The sequence below is a fragment of the Cohnella ginsengisoli genome (assembly GCF_029525555.1).
GTDB classification, from domain to species: Bacteria; Bacillota; Bacilli; order Paenibacillales; family Paenibacillaceae; genus Cohnella; species Cohnella ginsengisoli.
In genome coordinates this window covers 338,798-355,288 of sequence record NZ_JAPDHZ010000004.1, presented here as the reverse complement: position 1 = coordinate 355,288, position 16,491 = coordinate 338,798, and the positions used below count along the sequence as shown (strand labels likewise).

The following is a 16,491-nucleotide window of genomic DNA, read 5'->3' as shown; positions in this document are numbered from 1 at the left end:
AGGCTTCTTTTTTATTTGCGCTTGCCCCCTCCTATCTCGTGTCGCGACCTGCGCTCGACTCGTTTTTTCCTGTCATTTCTTTTCACCCCGTTTAAAGTCATCCTCTCCTGCTCACAATAACATCCGAAGGAGGGAATTCACCATGTTAAAAACTTCTCGCCGCAACGCGCTGCTCGCAGCGACGCTGCTGCTGGCTCTTGCCTCCCCGACGATGGCGGGCAAGGCGAGTGCCGAAACGCCGGCCGGAAACGAGACTTCGGCCGCCGGGCAGGTTCAGACGCCCGCTGCAGCCGCGCCCGTGCCGAACGCAGAACGCGTTCACCGCGAAGGCTATCACCACGGCCGCAAGCATCAGCGCCGCCTGAACGATACCGCCGAGGTGCTGGGCATGACGCCGACGCAGTTGATCGACGAGCTGAAGAAGGGCAAGTCCATCGCGCAAATCGGGAAATCCAAAGGCATCGGCGAGGACCAGTTGATCGGCAAGCTGCTCGAAAAGGAACGCGTTCATCTAAAGGAACAAATCAATCGTTCCTGGACGGCCGAAGCCAAGAAAAATACGTAAAGCGATCGGGTCCGAATCGACGGGTCCGCGATCAGGCGGCTCGCCGATTTGGTCCATCTATTTTTTTCGAAAAACACTTTACACGGCGTTCATCTTCCTCTATAATCAATCAAGTCGCCACCACACATGATCTGATAGCTCAGCTGGGAGAGCACTACCTTGACAGGGTAGGGGTCACAGGTTCGATCCCTGTTCAGATCACCATACTTAACTTTCCGGAAGCCCGCGAGGGCTTCCTTTTTCGTTTGCTGCAACCTTTCCGCGCGCGCTTGCGTTTGAGTGGTTGACCGTTCGGGAAAAACAATCCATACGAGGAGGACTCGATCATGAAAAAATCGTACAAGAGCTTGTTCGTTCTACTCGCCGCCTTGCTATTCAGCCTGACCGCAAGCGGTTCCGCGTTCGCCTTCAACGATATTCAAAAAGGACGCCGGAAAAAGCTACATCGAGCAGCTTCAAAAGAAAGGCTTGATCAAAGGCGACGGCAGCGGAATGTTCAAGCCGAAAAGCGCGCTCACCGCGCAATCCGCAGTCTTGCTCATCGTAAACGGCTTCGGGCTCAACATCGACAACATTCGTTTTATTAAGGAGCCTAAGGCGAGCGACTACTATACGAAGGTCAAGGACGACGCTTATTATGCCAAAGCCTTCATCATCGCGAACCTGAACGGTCTCGAGATCCCGCGCGACATCGACCCGAACGGCAAAGTCACGCGAGAGCAATTCGCGCACTGGATCTTCAAGGCCATCAGCAAGAAGGGCGACTATGCGTGGATCGAAATGTACCAAACTTTCAAGGACGAGGATAAAGTCACGCAAGGCTACATGGACAGCGTCCAAAAGCTGTTGATCGGAAAAATCGCCTCTCTCGACAACGGGAAATTCCGTCCGAAGGATGCGATCACCCGCAGCGAAGCGGCGGTCATGCTCGCCAAAGCGCTCTCGTTCGTCAAAAACACGCAGCCCGTACCGCCGGCGCAGCCCGAGCAGCCGGTCTCTCCGCTGACCGAAGTGAAGCTGACGAGCGAGGCTTACGGCAGCGAAGCGCTGAAGGTCACCGTATCCGCCCAAGCGCCGCATCCGGGCTACGGCATCGAGATTGCGAACGTCGCGTTCAAGGATAAGCAAGCGATCGTGACGTACCGGATCGTGAAGCCTGATCCGGCCGCGCTTTATCCGCAAGTGATCACGACGGTCAAAGCGTCCGTCTACGTGAGCAACGCCTACACGCCCGTTCTTGGCGGCGAGGCCCAATAACCGAATGCACTTGCAGAAGAGCCGCCGGGGATCCCCCCCGACGGCTCTTTGTTTTAACGCAATACACCGTTCATCCCCGTCCATTCGAATCGGGTCCCTCCGCCGACGCGGCGGTCTCTTGGCGCATACGCGCTCGCTCTCCTGCCGCCAGCTCGGGCACGCACCAATCGATCGGCTTAAGGCCGGCTTGCTTCAGGTAGTCGTTCGCGCGAGAGAATGGCCGGCTGCCGAGAAATCCGTTGTGGGCGGACAACGGACTCGGATGCGCCGATACGATGACGAAATGCTTGCGTTTATCGATAAAGGACGCCTTCTTCTGCGCATGGCTGCCCCACAAGATAAACACAAGAGGATCTTCCCGCTCGTTCAGCGCCGCTACGACGGCGTCGGTGAACCGCTCCCACCCTATTCCCTTGTGAGAGTTGGCCTCGCCTTCCCGCACCGTCAGCACCGCGTTCAACAGCAGCACGCCCTGCTTCGCCCAATGCGACAAATTGCCGTGACTCGGCACCGCGCATCCGAGATCGCTCTGAAGTTCCTTGAAAATATTGCGTAGCGACGGGGGCTGGCGCACGCCGGGCAGCACGGAAAAGCTGAGGCCGTGCGCCTGTCCGGCGCCGTGATACGGATCCTGGCCCAAGATGACGACCTTAGCATCCCGACAAGAAGTCAGATGCAGCGCCTCGAAAATATGATTCATGTCCGGATAGACCGTCCGCTCGCGGTATTCGGCGGCCAATTGCGTTCTCAGCGTCTTATAGTAGGGTTTGTCCAGTTCGGGTTGTAGCAGGGGCTCCCAATCGTTTTTAAACACCGCTGGCATGAGGCACGCCTCCTGATTTATGATAGCTATGAAGCGATTCTATTATAGCAGAATCGATCTGTTCGCCCAAAGAGCAAAGGAGACGCGTCCATGACTTCGATCTATTGGCACGACAACGCATTCCTGCCCGAGGAGGAAGTGCGAATCTCGCCGCATGACCGCGGCTATAATTTCGGCGACGGCATCTACGAGGTATTCCGCGTGTATGGCGGTGAATTGTTCGAAGCCGAAGCCCACTTCGAACGACTGCGGTTGAGCGCAGAAGGACTGAAACTTGCGTTGCCCTGGGAAAACGACGGACTGCATGCGGCAATGAAGGAATTGGTGGAGCGGAACGCGCTTGCCGAAGGCACCGTCTATTTGCAGATCTCCCGCGGGACGGCGCCCCGCAACCATCTCTTCCCCGCCGATGCAGCCCCCGTCGCGCTCGCTTATACCCGCGAGGTCGGGCGCCCAGTTCAAGCGATGGATCAAGGGATATCGGTCGTCACGCTCGAAGATATCCGCTGGCTGCATTGCAATTACAAGACGCTGAACCTGCTTGCCAACGTGCTTGCGAAGCAGGAGGCGGCGGATCGCGGCGCGGCGGATGCCGTTCTGCACCGCAGCGGCATCGTCACGGAGAGCAGCGCGTCCAACGTCATGATCGTCAAAAACGGCACGCTGATCACGCATCCCGCGGACAACCTGATTTTGCACGGCGTCACGCGCGCCGTAGCGCTTCGCCTGGCGCGGGCGGCGGAGATCCCTACGGAAGAGCGGACCTTCACGCTGGACGAGCTGTACGCGGCCGACGAAGCGTTCGTGACGGGTACGACCGTCGAGATCACGCCGATCGTCGCCGTTGACGGACGCGAAGTGAACGATGGCAAGCCGGGTCCGATCACGCGCAGGCTTCAGCGCGAATTCGCAGCCGTCATCGGGCTCTAGATAGGGACAATAGAACGGCTCCGGATGCGCAACGCGCGCGACCGGAGCCGTTTCATCGTATGAATTATTCCACTTCTATGCTGAACACGACATACCGGTTCAGCTGCTTTTCTTCCTTCTCCGCCTTATCTACGACCCTATAAGAATCAGAGCCCTCTTCCTGAACGACGAAGTACGAACGATCATGCTCCCTGTACAACTTTTTGGCCAGATCGATCGCGTACTGCTTCATCATGCCGTAACACCCCATTCAGTCTTCGCTCTGCACGATGGCCAGCTTTCGATGCTTTCATTTTCAATTCAATTCAACGCCGACCGCCGGAATTCCTGCCCGAAGGCTATGTATAAACGGCCGACCGCCTGAAAAAGCAAAGCGCCGAATGCGGAGCCCGCATCGGCGCTTTGAAGTCGATCTATTTTACGGTTGCTTGCAATCCTTCGCGATGGATCTAGAGATCAGGAGCGTCCGCCTTTGCGGCCGGCCTCTTCGCGGCTCATGCCGCCGCGGTCGTCGCTTTGGCCGCGGTTGTTGCTGCCACCGCGCGCTTCGCCGCCCTTTTCGCCGATTTCCTGGTAAAACGCCTTGTCATGCGTCCTTGCCGTAGCTTCTCCACCCATGCGTCCTGCTTCCTCGCGGCTCATCTTGTTGTTGTCGTCGTTGCGTGCCATTCAGAATCACTCCTTTGGGTTTGTCGGGCTTGCCTGCCCACGGTATATGTACCCGCACCCGATGAGCGTAAACGGCAATGAGAGCTTTCTCATATCATTTACTTCTGAAGACGGTTCGACAAGCTCCGAATCTCAATGCCATAGAAAACTACATATCGTTTTGTTCTCTTAATACATGTCAAAGTTTAAGTCCTCAATGCTAGATTAGTATCGATATCTAAGAAATGGAGGATTATATGAATGAAAAAATCGCTTTATCGGCAATTCACCTTTGCAGTGATTGCGCTAATCATGGCATTTTCGAGCCTTCCACTCGCCGCGAAGCCGGCAATCGCCTCGCAAACAGAAACACCGATGTTTAAAGACGATTTCGAAGGAACGAACGCGGGGGCTTGGACAATCAACAGCGGCACTTGGGGGATCGAGGATGGCCAGAACGAACCCTTGTTCTCGGACGACTTCGAAAATGAAAACGCCACCAAGTGGACGAACAACGGAGGCTCTTGGTCTTCGGTACAGAACGGCAATTCTTACGCCTACGGGCAAACCGCAGGTGGCGCTTCAGAATTGGTCGCAGGCGACTCATCATGGACCAATTACGTATACGAGGCAGACGTCAAGCTCGTAAACGGCGCGGGAGCGATGATGGATTTCCGCTATCAAGACAGCCTGCACTTTTATTATTTGTACATGAGCGAGACCTACATCAGGCTTATGAAGCAGAACGGAAGCGCACAGGACTGGATCTCGGCATACGACGGCCCGTCGCTTCAGACTACGGCAAGCGTGCGGATTAAAGTCGAAGCGATCGGCAATCAATTCCGGATATATCGTAACGGAGAGCTTGTTCTCTCGGCATCGGACAGCTCAAATCCGTACTTAACGGGGAAAATCGGACTCGCCACATGGGCGACATCGGCGGAATACGATAACGTATCAGTGGCCAACGCAACGGCCAACCATGTTTTCGTGCAATCCGACAGCAGCGGAGGGGAAGCCACTGCGGGCGAAGACGCATGGTCTAATTATTCTGTTCAGACACGTCTCGCGCTCTCCTCGCTCAGTACGGACGGTTCCGTGGGCATTCGCCTGCGACATCAAAATTCCGGCGACGGATACAGCATGCGCTACCTATCCGAAGAAGGCGCGCTACAGATCATAAAGACGATAAACGGCGCGGACACCATTCTCGCCGAGGCGCCATTCGCCATGCAAACAGACCGCTCATACGTTTGGAAAGGCATCGCTGCTGGGAATCATTTAGACATTTACATGGATGGAAGCAAACTTCTATCCGCCGCGGATTCAACCTATGCGACCGGGAAGATCGCATTGTCGCTATCGAATGCAACAGCAAGCTATGACAATGTGATCGTCGAGCGGGTAACGGTGCCTGTCGTATCCGATGGCAATACCGTATTCTATGTAAGCTCCGGCATGGGCGACGATGAAAACGATGGATTGAGCGAAGCGACCGCTTGGAAGACTTTGAATAAAATCAACGGGGCCGCTTTTCAAGCCGGCGACAGCATCCTGTTAAAGGCCGGCGACAGCTGGAACGAACCGCTCGTTCTGAGAGGCTCGGGCTCGGCCGATCGCCCGATTACGGTCGGCGCTTACGGCACAGGCAACAAGCCCATGATCGCCTGGAATGCCCCGAACGGAGGAAGCGTCGTATCCGGAATTAACTTAAGCAACTGGGTGATTCAAGGGTTGGCCGTACGGATTATCCCCTCCTTGACCCAGTCGTGGAGCAACGTTACGGCAGGCATTCAGCTCCTTTACGATAGCTCAGACGGTCGAGGGAACGTACGGATTGACGGCAATGAGATCTACAGTTCATCTTATGACAGCAATACGAACGGGATCGTCGTCTCGGCCTCCGTTCCGGGAACGGACAACAAGGAAGTGGCAAGAGACCTGACGATCTCCAATAACACGGTTCACGATATCGGCTGGTACGCGATAACGACGACAGGCTGGGATACAAATAAGAACGAAGAATTGCGTTCGCAGCTGCTGTACGGCAACGTCAAAGTTTCCGCCAACGAAGTGTACAATACGGCCAGCCAAGGGATTGTCGTGCAGAATGCGCACAACTCGGTCATCGAACGGAACGTCGTACACGACGGAGGACTTGGCACGGATACGTGGGGGCCGGGAGGATTATGGTTTATCGCCTCTCGGGATTCGGTCATTAAGTTCAACGAGATTTATAATATGAAAGACGCCCATTCGGGGTTTGACGGGGCTGGGCTGAACATCGATTGGTACTGCGACAACATCACCGTTCAATACAACTATTCGCACGATAATAAAGGTAACGGCATCACGACGATGAGCAATTACGGCACCAAGATTATTAACAACAAAGTGGGAGGCAATAAAGCGCAGCAGTCAAACGGAAATGGCCAGATTGCGCTCGGCAACTTCACGGGGAGACCGGATCTCTCTTCCGGGCTTCACCATGTGGAGGTCGCGAACAATACGATTCTCGTGGACGTCAACGGTACTTCGGCGATCAACAGCGCATCGAATCCCTATGGAACGTGGACGGGAATAACGATTTATGACAACAACGTTGTGATCGGACGAGAAACGTCGGATACGGGCGTGTTCGACATTGCGCCGAATACGAATATAAGCGCCATCGACAGGAACCGTATTTATAGCGATTCATCCGGATTCCGTTCGATCCTGAATGGGACGGTCTATACCAGCTTAGCCTCATGGCAAGCAGGTACGGGATACGATCTGAATACGCAATTGCTTCCGACGGATCATACCATGCCATCCTCTGTCTCTAACGTTACCGCGGCATCGGACGGCTATGTGCAGCTTGCCTGGGCATCCGCCGGGGACGAAGGCTCCGGGATCGCACACTATAATATTTATCGAAGCGTGACGCCTCAGTTCGAGTTGACCTACGCCAACATGGTCGGCGAATCTGCAACCTCTTCGTTCGAGGATCGAGAGGATCTGCAGGCGAACACGACCTATTATTATCGAGTGGAAGCGGAAGACCGGAACGGCAACGTCGGGCTCGCATCGGAAACGGCCAGCGTAACGACCGGGGCAACCGTCCCGACGATCGGACAGCCGAGGCGGGTCGACTTCATGACGCCTCGCGATGGCGATATCGTCAGCGTAGCAAGTTTCCTCGCGAAGCCTTACCTGTCGGGCATCCCGAATGTTCAAAGCGTTCAATTATTCGTAGACGATCGGATGGTGCAGGAATCGACCTCGTTCCCGTACGCCTTTAATCTCCAGGGATTGAAGAACGGCAAGCATCGCTTGCAGTACAAAGTGCATGATACGAACCATGACGTCGCCGAATCGGCGCCGATCACCATCGACAAGCAAGTCGTCGCCCTCCGAAGTCTCTACGCGACAACCGCTCCGGTCATAGACGGCGATCTGTCGGATTGGGGAAATGCGGACTTCCGCATGGATCAACGCGTGCAGGTTAAAAACATCGAGAGCGGGTTCTCCGATCGTTGGACACCGGAGACGCTGAAAGCGGCAGGCTTTACGCATTGGGACGATGCGAATTTATACGTGGCCGTCTCGGTCACCGAAAACGAGCACCATCTGGCCATTGCGGACGCCGCCGATCTGTGGAAAGGCTCCAGTGTTCAGATCGCGATCGATCCCGATCGGGGGGAACGCCCCCGGCAGCAAAGGCTATACCGAGTTTGCGTTTGGCCTCTCGGACGACGGTAGGCCGCTTGCCTATCGCTACAATGCGATCGGCGGCCAATCCGCCGGCGCTTATGCTGCGGGGCAACTCTCGATTACCCGCAACGAGTCGACCAAACTGACCAACTATGAAATCGCCATCCCTTGGAACGAGATCGTTCCTGCCGGCATCCCGATCGGAGACGGCTCTTCGCTCGGCATTTCCGTGCTCGCCAATTATAGCGACGGCAGCCGATCAAATCCGGCATCCGGGGATGCGCGGAACGGTTGGATCGAATACAATAGCGGCATCGGCGCGGGGAAAGCACCCGGTTTGTTCGGCTATTTCATACTCAGCCATCATCCGCTAGCCGCCCCTGCGATCCGCGGAACGGCGATGACGGGAGGCAAGGTCTCGTTGGCCTGGACCGAAGCGGCCGGGGCAACCGGATATACGTTGAAATACGGCACGGCCAGCCGTAACTACACCGATACCGTCGAACTCGGCGATACGACATCTCTTGAGGTTGAAGGACTGTCGATCGGAACGACTTATTACTTCGCGATCGAGTCTTACGATGCATACGGAGTCAGCGAACTCTCCGACGAGCTTCTTCTTACTCCTCTTGCCGACGAAGTGGCGGTCCCGTCAGGAGCCCAAGGGAATATCCGTCCACCCGATCCGACGACTGCCAACATCCCGGTATCCGCAATCGGAGATAAGCCGCTTATGCTCGAAGTCGGACAAGCGACGATCATTTTGTCACCGTCCTTGCTGAAGACGCTGCGCGCACAGTCGGAACGGCTAGAGGGGGGCGACCATCGAATTACGGGCTCTTACCGTTTCCGATTCGACGAAGCCAAGCATTCCCGGCTCCGATGGCCGGGCCATCCTACAACCTGCAAGTCAAATAATCGATATCCGAGTAAGCCTGATCGCCTCTGATGGACGTAAGTTAGCAGTAGAACCATCCGACGGCGACATCACGCTCTCGCTTCCGTACGAAGCAGATGCGAACGAAGAATGGCTAGGCATCTATCGGTACGATGAAGCCGAGAAACGTTGGGAATATATCGGCGGCGCCACCGATCCGTTGCACCATCGCATAACCGTCGCTTTGTCGCACGCCGGGCTCTACTCCGCTATTGCGTACAAGATGACGTTCGATGACGTCCCTTCGGGGCATTGGGCAGCTCGGGCATTGCAAGCGCTAGCCGCCAAGCATATCGTAAAAGGCGTAACCGATTCGAGGTTCTATCCGGCAGAAGCAACGACCCGCGCCGAATTCGTCACGCTCCTGGTCCATGCGCTGCACCTGCAAGCATCCGGAACCGACGCCACATTCACCGACGTACGATCGGATGCCTGGTACGCGGACGCTATCGCGGCAGCCGTGAAGGCCGGCATCGTTGCAGGCAAAGACGCCAATCGATTTGCGCCGGAAGAACGAGTGACCCGCATGGAGATGGCGGCGATGATCGTCCGTGCACTGGGCCTGTCGAAGTCTAGCGGCCCCGCAACGTACGCCGACGCTGACGACATCCCGCAATGGGCAATGCCCTATATCGCTGCCGTATCGGAAGCACGCTATATGCAAGGCAGATCTGACAACCGGTTCGCGCCGAGGCAAGAGGCCACGCGCGCCGAAGCTGCTCAACTCGTATACAATTTGTTGAACGACAACCGCAAATAAACACAAAAACCCTTCTCCAACGTCGCAAGAGGCTGGAGAAGGGTTTTTGCTATCGATACTGCGTTGCCTACTCTTTTATGATCCCGCACGCCTTCAGCCAATTCATCGCCATGAGCCAATTCCCGGTCGAATTCATATGCACTTGATCGACAGTGAGCGTTTTCCCCTGCTGTTCCCCTAAATAAGACGTGAATAACCGATTCTGCGGCACGAGTATCGCCCCGAACTGCTGTGCGACCTCCCTGATCACTTGATTATACGGCAGTAAGCGCTCGTTTTTACCATCGTGCGGATTTTCCGATAGGATCGTCGTCTCCATCAGGATGAACGATGCCCCCGTTTGCTTCTTCGTCTTCTCCATCAGTTCGCAATAGGTGTCCCGATACTGAGCCACGCCGACCTCCTTCCATTCGTCGTTTATGCCGATCGACACCGATACCCAATCGGGCTGCAGTGCGATCACGTCCTCTTGCCAACGTGATTGCAGGTCGAGTATCGTTTCCCCGCTTACGCCCCTGTTCTCGATCTGCAAGGAAATCGCCGGATACGCGACCGAGAGGTAATCCCTCGCCATCCGCACATATCCGCCTCCGAGTCCTTCCGGATCCTCTTTCCGTCCGCTATCCGTAATGCTGTCTCCGATGAATAGGATCTTCTGTCCATTCTTAAAAATCACGGTCCATTCTCCTTAGCAACGATTGTTTTCGAACCTTCCGAAGGCGAAAAAACAAGGGACTATCCGCAGAGCCTTGCACCTGGAATAGTCCCTTGATGAAGCTCGTCAGCGTACGCTTAACGCCCTTCCGCTACCGCTTCCTTATTCGTTTCTTCAATCACCTTGGTGCCGCCTTTAGACAACCAATTTTCTTTGAACTTCGCGAAATCCGCATTGACATCCTGGGAGTTGACAATGAGCTTGACTATCTCTTCGTTCACGTAGTCATTCAACTGATTCGGAATGCTAGGGTCCAATGCATCCTCGCTAATGTTCAAATACGCCAGCGCATTCGGAACGGCATAATCGCCCGTAGATTTGGACAAGGCTACGATTTCCTCTTTGTTCGGCGTGTTCTCGGGCAAATAATCCGTGTTCCAAGATACGAGCGCCTTCAGGTTGAATGCCTTATCTTTGGACTTTTGTTCAGCCGACATCAGCGGAACGATCTTCTCCCCCTCTTTCTTGTAATGAACGCCTTCGACGCCGTTAAGCATCAGATTCTGGCCTTCATCCGAAAGCAAGTAATCGAGCAGCTCCAACGCTTTCTTCTGTTTTTCTTCGGAGATGCCCGCATTGATAGAGGTTTCGCACCAGAAGTTATTGAAGCCGTCCATTCGCTGATTGCCCGATTTTCCTTTTAACGTTCCGATCCAAGTGAAAATAGACTTTGGATCCGCTTCAGGCGCCGCCTTCTTGAATTTATCAAAAATATCGTTGTAGAAAGTAGCATTCGCATTGTGAATAATCATGCCGACTTTCCCCGTCACGAATTTCTCGATTTTCTTGTCGTCCGTGTTCAGCATGAATTCAGGATCGAGAATTTTCTCTTTATACATCCCGTTCAAAAACGTTACGGCATCCTTGGTTTCATCGGATATGACTTCCGGTGTCCATTGTCCGTCTTTCTTCTCCCAACGTTCCGTGCTTGTATCGAACGCATTAAAGATCGGATATTGCCACCATACGCCGCCGGAGCTGGACGTATAACCGTAAGTATCCCTCTTGCCGTTGCCGTCAGGATCGTTCTCCGAGAAGGCCTTGGCGACCGCGTAAAAATCATCGATCGTCTTCGGCACCTGCAGGTTCAGCTTGTCCAGCCAATCTTTGCGAATCAGGATGTTATGCCCGCTTACCGCGTCCTTGCCGCTGCCCGCTTCGTTGAAAATCGGCAAGGCGTATTGCTTATCTCCCGTCGTCTTGGCCAGCACTTCGAAGTTAGCTAACGAATGCTTGATATTCGGGTACTGGTCGGCATAATCGGATATCGGAAGAACCATGCCTTCCTTGATCCATTGGCGATATTGAACCGGACGGTCGATCCCATAGGAGATAAAGACATCAGGCATTTCCCCAGAGGCGATCATGACGTTCAGCTTTTCTTCCCAATCGTTCCAAGAAGCCGTAATCGGCTTGATCCGGATGTTCAGTTTGTCCTGCAGTTGTTTGTAAATAACGGAATCCGGCGCATCCGCACCCTCGAACATCCAGCTGAATACGCTCAGTTCAACCGGCGCTGACGACTCTTTATTCTTGACTTCAGGGCTGCCGCTCGCAGGTTCGGACGCGGCATTCGTTACCGAGTTTGAAGCCCCCCTCGTTATTTTTGCTGCTGCAAGCCGCGATTGCGCTTCCAAACATTAACGCCACCGACAGTGTCAATACGAATTTATTTCCTCTGTTTAACATGCCAACCAACTCCCCTACTTTAGTTAGATTACAAATTTCTCGCGAAAGGCTCAACTCTTGATCGAACCGATCATCACCCCTTTCACGAAGTGCTTCTGGATGAAGGGATAAACGACGATAATCGGAACGACAGAGACGATGACGACCGCGTTCTTAATCGTGTCGCCGAGCATGAACTCCTCGCTGACGAAGCTTCCGCCTCGGGTAAGCTCCATATTGTTATTGATCAGGATATCCCTTAAAACCATCGCAAGCGGCCATAACGCCTTATCGTTCAGGAACAACATCGGGGTATACCAGTTGTTCCATTGGCCTACCGCAATGAACAAAGCAATCGTAGCCAGCGCAGGTACGGACAAGGGAATAATGATCCGAAAAAATATTTTCATATAACCTGCGCCGTCTATTTTCGCCGACTCTTCCAGCTCAAGCGGGATGTTCTGAAAAAAAGTCTTCAGGACAATCATGTTGTACGTACTGATCGCAGCCGGCAGGATCATAACCGCGAGACTGTTGACCATCCCAAGACTCTTGATCAGCAGGTAATAAGGAATAAGCCCTCCTCCGAAAAACATGGTGAAGATGATGAATAAAAAAATAGCCGACCTTCCGGGCAGATCCTGCTTAATCAGCGGATAAGCCGTGATCGCTGTAATAAAAAGCTGATACAAGGTACCTGCGACCGTGACGAACAAGGAAACCAGCAACGACTTGATGATCGTATTCTTGGAAAATACAAAGTCGTAGGCCTCGAAAGAAATACGCTTGGGAAACAAATGCAAGGTCGATTGAATCGCCTCTTCGTAAGGAATGACGGAACCGACCAGCACGTACCAAAAGGGATACAGCGTAATCAGCGCCATTACGATCAATAAGAAGTAATTCGTAGCGTCGAACAATTTACCGGATAGACTTGTAGACTTCACCATGGTTGTTCACCCCCTTTAGTAAATGCCTTGCCCGCTCATTCTCTTCGAGACGCTATTAACGACGATAAGCAAAACGAAATTGATGACGTTCAAAAAAGAGCCCGATCGCCGTGGCGATGCTGTACTTCCCTTGCGTCAATCCGATCCGGTAAACGTACGTATCGATGATGTCGCCGCTTTCGTATACCATCGTGTTGTACAAGTTGAATACTTGGTCGAACCCGCCTGTCATCATGCTGCCGAAATTCAGAATGAGCAGAATCGAGATAATCGGGAGTAAGCTTGGCAGCGTTATGTAAACGACTTGTTTGAACCGGTTCGCTCCGTCTACGGTGGCCGCCTCGTACAAATCCGGATTAACGCCCGCCAGTGCGGCCAAATAAATGATGGTGCCCCAGCCGACTTCTTTCCATATGCCAGAGAGGATGAGAAGCGGCCGGAACATGGCGTTGCTCGTCAGAAAATTGACAGGGTCTCCGCCGAACGCCGCAATGATTTTATTGACAAGCCCTTCATTGGAGAGGAGCGAGAAAATAATGCCTGAGATCGTGACCCAGGAGATGAAATGGGGCAAATAAACGATCGTCTGGATCGATCGCTTGAACCCTTTTTTGACGAACCTCATTCAGTAAGATGGCTAAGAGGATCGGGGCCGGAAATCCAAATACGAGACGCAGCAGGTTGATCTCGATCGTATTGCGGAACACTTGCCAGAACTTATCGGTCTCGAACAGCTTCTTAAAATGATCCAGCCCCACCCAAGGGCTTCCAAATATACCTTTGGTGATCCAGAACTCCTTGAATGCGATCGTCGCCCCATACATCGGGATATAATTAAAAATGAACAAGAATACGATCGCCGGAAGCAGCATGACATATAGCATTTTGTATTTCATCATTCGCTTCAAAAGATCGCTTGACGCACGCGGATTTAGCGTCCTGGCTTCATTTGCCCCATTCCCAGCCATGTGGGCGTTCACCTGCTTTCATTGGCAAAACCGATATTGTCGCGTAAAGCGACGTTTCGGCTCGTATTCGGTTCGATATAGATATGGCTCTCCAATGTGGGAATAAGCGATAGTCTTCGGTTGTTTTCGATGTAAACTTCATTGCAGTGGCTGGCCATGAGACTGCCATGGTAATAATCGCGATTGGCGACACAATTGTCATCTCCGTCTTGCTCCGTCTTTAAAGGTCCGGCATTCGGGTTCAGCAGCACGTTGTTCCGAAGGATTACCCGCTCGCAGGAAGATACATATATCGCGAGCTGCGGACAATTCACGATCGTATTGTTCTCGATACGGACATCTTCGAAGATCGGATAATTCGTTCTACCTTGGTCTAAATAAACACCCATATAGATGACGGCCATGTTCCAATGGTTCACATCGCTGCTCTCGATCTGGTTATCGCGAATCACCAAATTGCGTATGCCGAAGCCCTCCGCCCATCGCGCTTCCGCGCCGCATTCGATTTGAATCGCGGATCCTTGATTCATATAGAAGTGGTTATGCTCCACTAGGCCGTCTCCGGCATGAAGCAAGATGCCTCTGGCCCGATTCTGATGGAAGAAATTATAGCGTACGATGTAGTGCCCGGAATCGTATCTCCGATTAAAAAGAATGGATTGTTCGGCCAGCCCGACAGGAAGCTCGCTTGCGAATTCAATCACGCATTGCTGTCGCTCTTCGTCCCATTGCACGGCGGCAACAGGGGCTGCGATTCCGGTTGGCGACAAATCCGCATGACGGAACTCAATGGGATCCCCCGGGCCAAAAGGATTGCGCCAAGCGTGCACGCGGTTTAGCCTTATCGTCCATGCATCGATCCTCTGAAAGCCATGAACGGAATTGTCGTGAATGTTCAAGCAATCGTCGCCGTTGTAGCTGAAATCGCAGTGCTCGATGATAAAATAGCCCTGCGAATTACTAATGTGGCATCCATCCGCCGTAGCCGTTATGCAGCGGGTCGTGCCGGGTCGCTTCACGATTCTGCACCGCTCTAGCTTCCAATGATGCTGATCTCCCGTTGAAACGAAGGCATGACCGGGAGCGGAATAGATCGTCAGATTAGAGAGGGTCAAGTGTGCATTGCCGTGCAGCTCGATCGCATTCGCGTCGTAGATGTAATGGCGCACGATGTAAGCTTGGCCTCGCTTCAGGAAACGAAACGATTCGGGCGTCGGGAGCTCGACGCGTACGACGTTGCCTCCCATGGAGCTCGTCTCGCCAATCTGGATACCATTGAACTCGCGCCCAAGCTCGCAACCGGGCGTGAGCGTGGCCGGGTTCATCGCGTTAAACGTCCGAAGCGGGAACGCGTCGGGAACGGCTTCGTATTCAGGGAAGGCGAGATCTACGTAACGTCCGTCGCCTGCGACTTCCCGTACGATACCGATGCTGGCAAGCGGCCCGCACTCCCAATCCCAATCGACCGTAAAATTCCGAAATTCGGATCGCGCGCAGTGCTGGATAACGAAAAAGGCTTTCACCGAGGAAAAGATAAATTCGGATCCGCCTCCGTCGAAGCGAAAATCGCTTAGTCCATCGAACGTCGGGTGGTTGCCGTCGCTGAAATAATACAGGCCTTTAGGCACGACTAGTTCCGAGATGCCTTCGTGCTTGCAATATTCGATCGCGCGTTGGAATGCCGCTCCATTGCAGCGCTTCCCCTCTGCTTGAGCTCCGAAATCCGTCACGCTGACATTCTTGTATGCCTTCCATGTCGGACTCATAATCTCGATGTCCGGTGTAACCTTACTCTCATTGATCCATTCGCCGGCAAGCTCCATGCAATCACCCCTTCTCCTTCGTCGCGTTAACCTAGTGGCTAATCCTCTGTTTTTATTGTGCCACAGCGCGTTTCGAGGTCACATGTGCTCAGTTCGGAACAATGATTGTCGTTTGTTACGAAGTTGAATAGAATGAGGGTTGCAAGCAAAAACGCCTCGCGCACGGCGAGGCGTTTCCCGACTTTCTGTTACAGCTCGATCACCTGAACGTTATCGAACAAGACGGTTGCTTGATAAGTTTCCAATCCGACCTTGCCTTTGACGAACGAAACCCCTCCGTCCGCGGCGCTTAATTGCAGATCGCCGTCGATATATAGCTCGATTTGATTCCCGCTGACGACGACTTCGGCGCGGTAGGTCGTATTGATGCCGATCGCAAAAGCTTTGGACGCCAGCTCGGTCTGAACGCCGGCAACCATTTTTTTAATGGCGATCCCCTGCGTATCGCTCAAATAAACGAAGTACTTATTGTTCGCGTCCTTTAGCCGGAAATTTAAGTTGGCGAACCCGCCCCCGCTTCCTGAGCTTGCGATCTTCACATCGCTTATCATCCTGTAATTGCTCCATGAGGCGCTCCCCGCCGTCGTTAAACCTGCTGCATTCCCGGTTTGCTTTAACTTCTGGCTGTTGCCATCGGTTACGACAGACCAGCCTCCCGTTAGAGACGACCATCTTCCTGCACTGCCGGATTCGAAATCATCATTCAGAAGATCGGTTCGTAGATACTGAACGGAAGGGTCCCATTGCACCG

Annotated in this window: 16 protein-coding genes and 1 tRNA gene; 7 read left to right on the top strand and 10 right to left on the bottom strand. The window is 53.5% G+C overall.

Annotated features, from left to right (window positions below):
• Nucleotides 1-142 precede the first annotated feature (142 nt).
• From OMP38_RS22700 to OMP38_RS22690, 3 genes are all read left to right on the top strand, one after another.
• Entirely contained in the window at nt 143-565 is a 423-nt protein-coding gene (locus OMP38_RS22700; RefSeq protein ID WP_277567141.1) for a hypothetical protein, read from the top strand.
• Nucleotides 566-693: 128 nt separating this feature from the next.
• A tRNA-Val gene (locus OMP38_RS22695) sits at nt 694-769 on the top strand.
• A gap of 288 nt (nt 770-1,057) precedes the next feature.
• Complete coding sequence (locus tag OMP38_RS22690; protein WP_277567140.1) at nt 1,058-1,822, top strand: S-layer homology domain-containing protein; 765 nt, start codon at nt 1,058-1,060, stop codon at nt 1,820-1,822.
• Nucleotides 1,823-1,892: 70 nt separating this feature from the next.
• Here OMP38_RS22690 and OMP38_RS22685 read toward each other — a convergent pair whose 3' ends face one another.
• Entirely contained in the window at nt 1,893-2,645 is a 753-nt protein-coding gene (locus tag OMP38_RS22685; protein ID WP_277567139.1) for a uracil-DNA glycosylase, read from the bottom strand.
• A 90-nt stretch (nt 2,646-2,735) separates the two neighbouring features.
• Here OMP38_RS22685 and dat point away from each other — a divergent pair, with 90 nt between their 5' ends.
• Complete coding sequence (gene dat, locus OMP38_RS22680) at nt 2,736-3,575, top strand: D-amino-acid transaminase (protein WP_277567138.1); 840 nt, start codon at nt 2,736-2,738, stop codon at nt 3,573-3,575.
• A gap of 64 nt (nt 3,576-3,639) precedes the next feature.
• On the opposite strand, the gene OMP38_RS22675 is transcribed toward dat, so the two are convergent.
• Complete coding sequence (locus OMP38_RS22675) at nt 3,640-3,810, bottom strand: hypothetical protein (RefSeq protein ID WP_277567137.1); 171 nt, start codon at nt 3,808-3,810, stop codon at nt 3,640-3,642.
• Nucleotides 3,811-4,031: 221 nt separating this feature from the next.
• A complete protein-coding gene (locus OMP38_RS22670; protein ID WP_277567136.1) occupies nt 4,032-4,244 on the bottom strand; it encodes a KGG domain-containing protein in 213 nt (70 codons plus the stop codon).
• Between the two features lie 354 nt (nt 4,245-4,598).
• On the opposite strand from OMP38_RS22670, the gene OMP38_RS22665 reads away from it, so the two are divergent.
• The 3 genes from OMP38_RS22665 (at nt 4,599) to OMP38_RS22655 (ending at nt 9,616) form a co-directional block, all read left to right on the top strand.
• Nucleotides 4,599-7,967 (top strand): right-handed parallel beta-helix repeat-containing protein, encoded by a 3,369-nt coding sequence (locus OMP38_RS22665; RefSeq protein WP_277567135.1) that lies wholly within the window; start codon nt 4,599-4,601, stop codon nt 7,965-7,967.
• Entirely contained in the window at nt 7,876-8,868 is a 993-nt protein-coding gene (locus OMP38_RS22660; RefSeq protein ID WP_277567134.1) for a DOMON domain-containing protein, read from the top strand. Before OMP38_RS22665 ends, OMP38_RS22660 begins: the two co-directional genes overlap by 92 nt.
• A gap of 148 nt (nt 8,869-9,016) precedes the next feature.
• Nucleotides 9,017-9,616 (top strand): S-layer homology domain-containing protein, encoded by a 600-nt coding sequence (locus tag OMP38_RS22655; RefSeq protein WP_277567133.1) that lies wholly within the window; start codon nt 9,017-9,019, stop codon nt 9,614-9,616.
• Between the two features lie 67 nt (nt 9,617-9,683).
• On the opposite strand, the gene OMP38_RS22650 is transcribed toward OMP38_RS22655, so the two are convergent.
• The 7 genes from OMP38_RS22650 to OMP38_RS34985 form a co-directional block, all read right to left on the bottom strand.
• Nucleotides 9,684-10,292, bottom strand: a complete 609-nt coding sequence (locus OMP38_RS22650) for an SGNH/GDSL hydrolase family protein (RefSeq protein WP_277567132.1) — start codon at nt 10,290-10,292, stop codon at nt 9,684-9,686.
• A 116-nt stretch (nt 10,293-10,408) separates the two neighbouring features.
• Nucleotides 10,409-11,968: an extracellular solute-binding protein gene (locus OMP38_RS22645; RefSeq protein WP_277567131.1), complete on the bottom strand. Its 1,560-nt coding sequence runs from the start codon at nt 11,966-11,968 to the stop codon at nt 10,409-10,411.
• A 102-nt stretch (nt 11,969-12,070) separates the two neighbouring features.
• Nucleotides 12,071-12,949 (bottom strand): carbohydrate ABC transporter permease, encoded by an 879-nt coding sequence (locus OMP38_RS22640; RefSeq protein WP_277567130.1) that lies wholly within the window; start codon nt 12,947-12,949, stop codon nt 12,071-12,073.
• A gap of 55 nt (nt 12,950-13,004) precedes the next feature.
• Nucleotides 13,005-13,523, bottom strand: a complete 519-nt coding sequence (locus OMP38_RS22635; protein WP_277567129.1) for an ABC transporter permease subunit — start codon at nt 13,521-13,523, stop codon at nt 13,005-13,007.
• Complete coding sequence (locus tag OMP38_RS22630) at nt 13,462-13,917, bottom strand: hypothetical protein (RefSeq protein WP_277567128.1); 456 nt, start codon at nt 13,915-13,917, stop codon at nt 13,462-13,464. Before OMP38_RS22630 ends, OMP38_RS22635 begins: the two co-directional genes overlap by 62 nt.
• An 8-nt stretch (nt 13,918-13,925) precedes the next feature.
• Nucleotides 13,926-15,740 carry a hypothetical protein gene (locus tag OMP38_RS22625; protein WP_277567127.1) on the bottom strand — a complete coding sequence of 605 codons (1,815 nt, stop codon included), beginning with the start codon at nt 15,738-15,740 and terminating at the stop codon, nt 13,926-13,928.
• A gap of 188 nt (nt 15,741-15,928) precedes the next feature.
• On the bottom strand, nt 15,929-16,489 hold the full coding sequence (locus tag OMP38_RS34985) for a 3-keto-alpha-glucoside-1,2-lyase-like domain-containing protein (RefSeq protein WP_338130649.1): 561 nt from the start codon (nt 16,487-16,489) through the stop codon (nt 15,929-15,931).
• Nucleotides 16,490-16,491 lie beyond the last annotated feature (2 nt).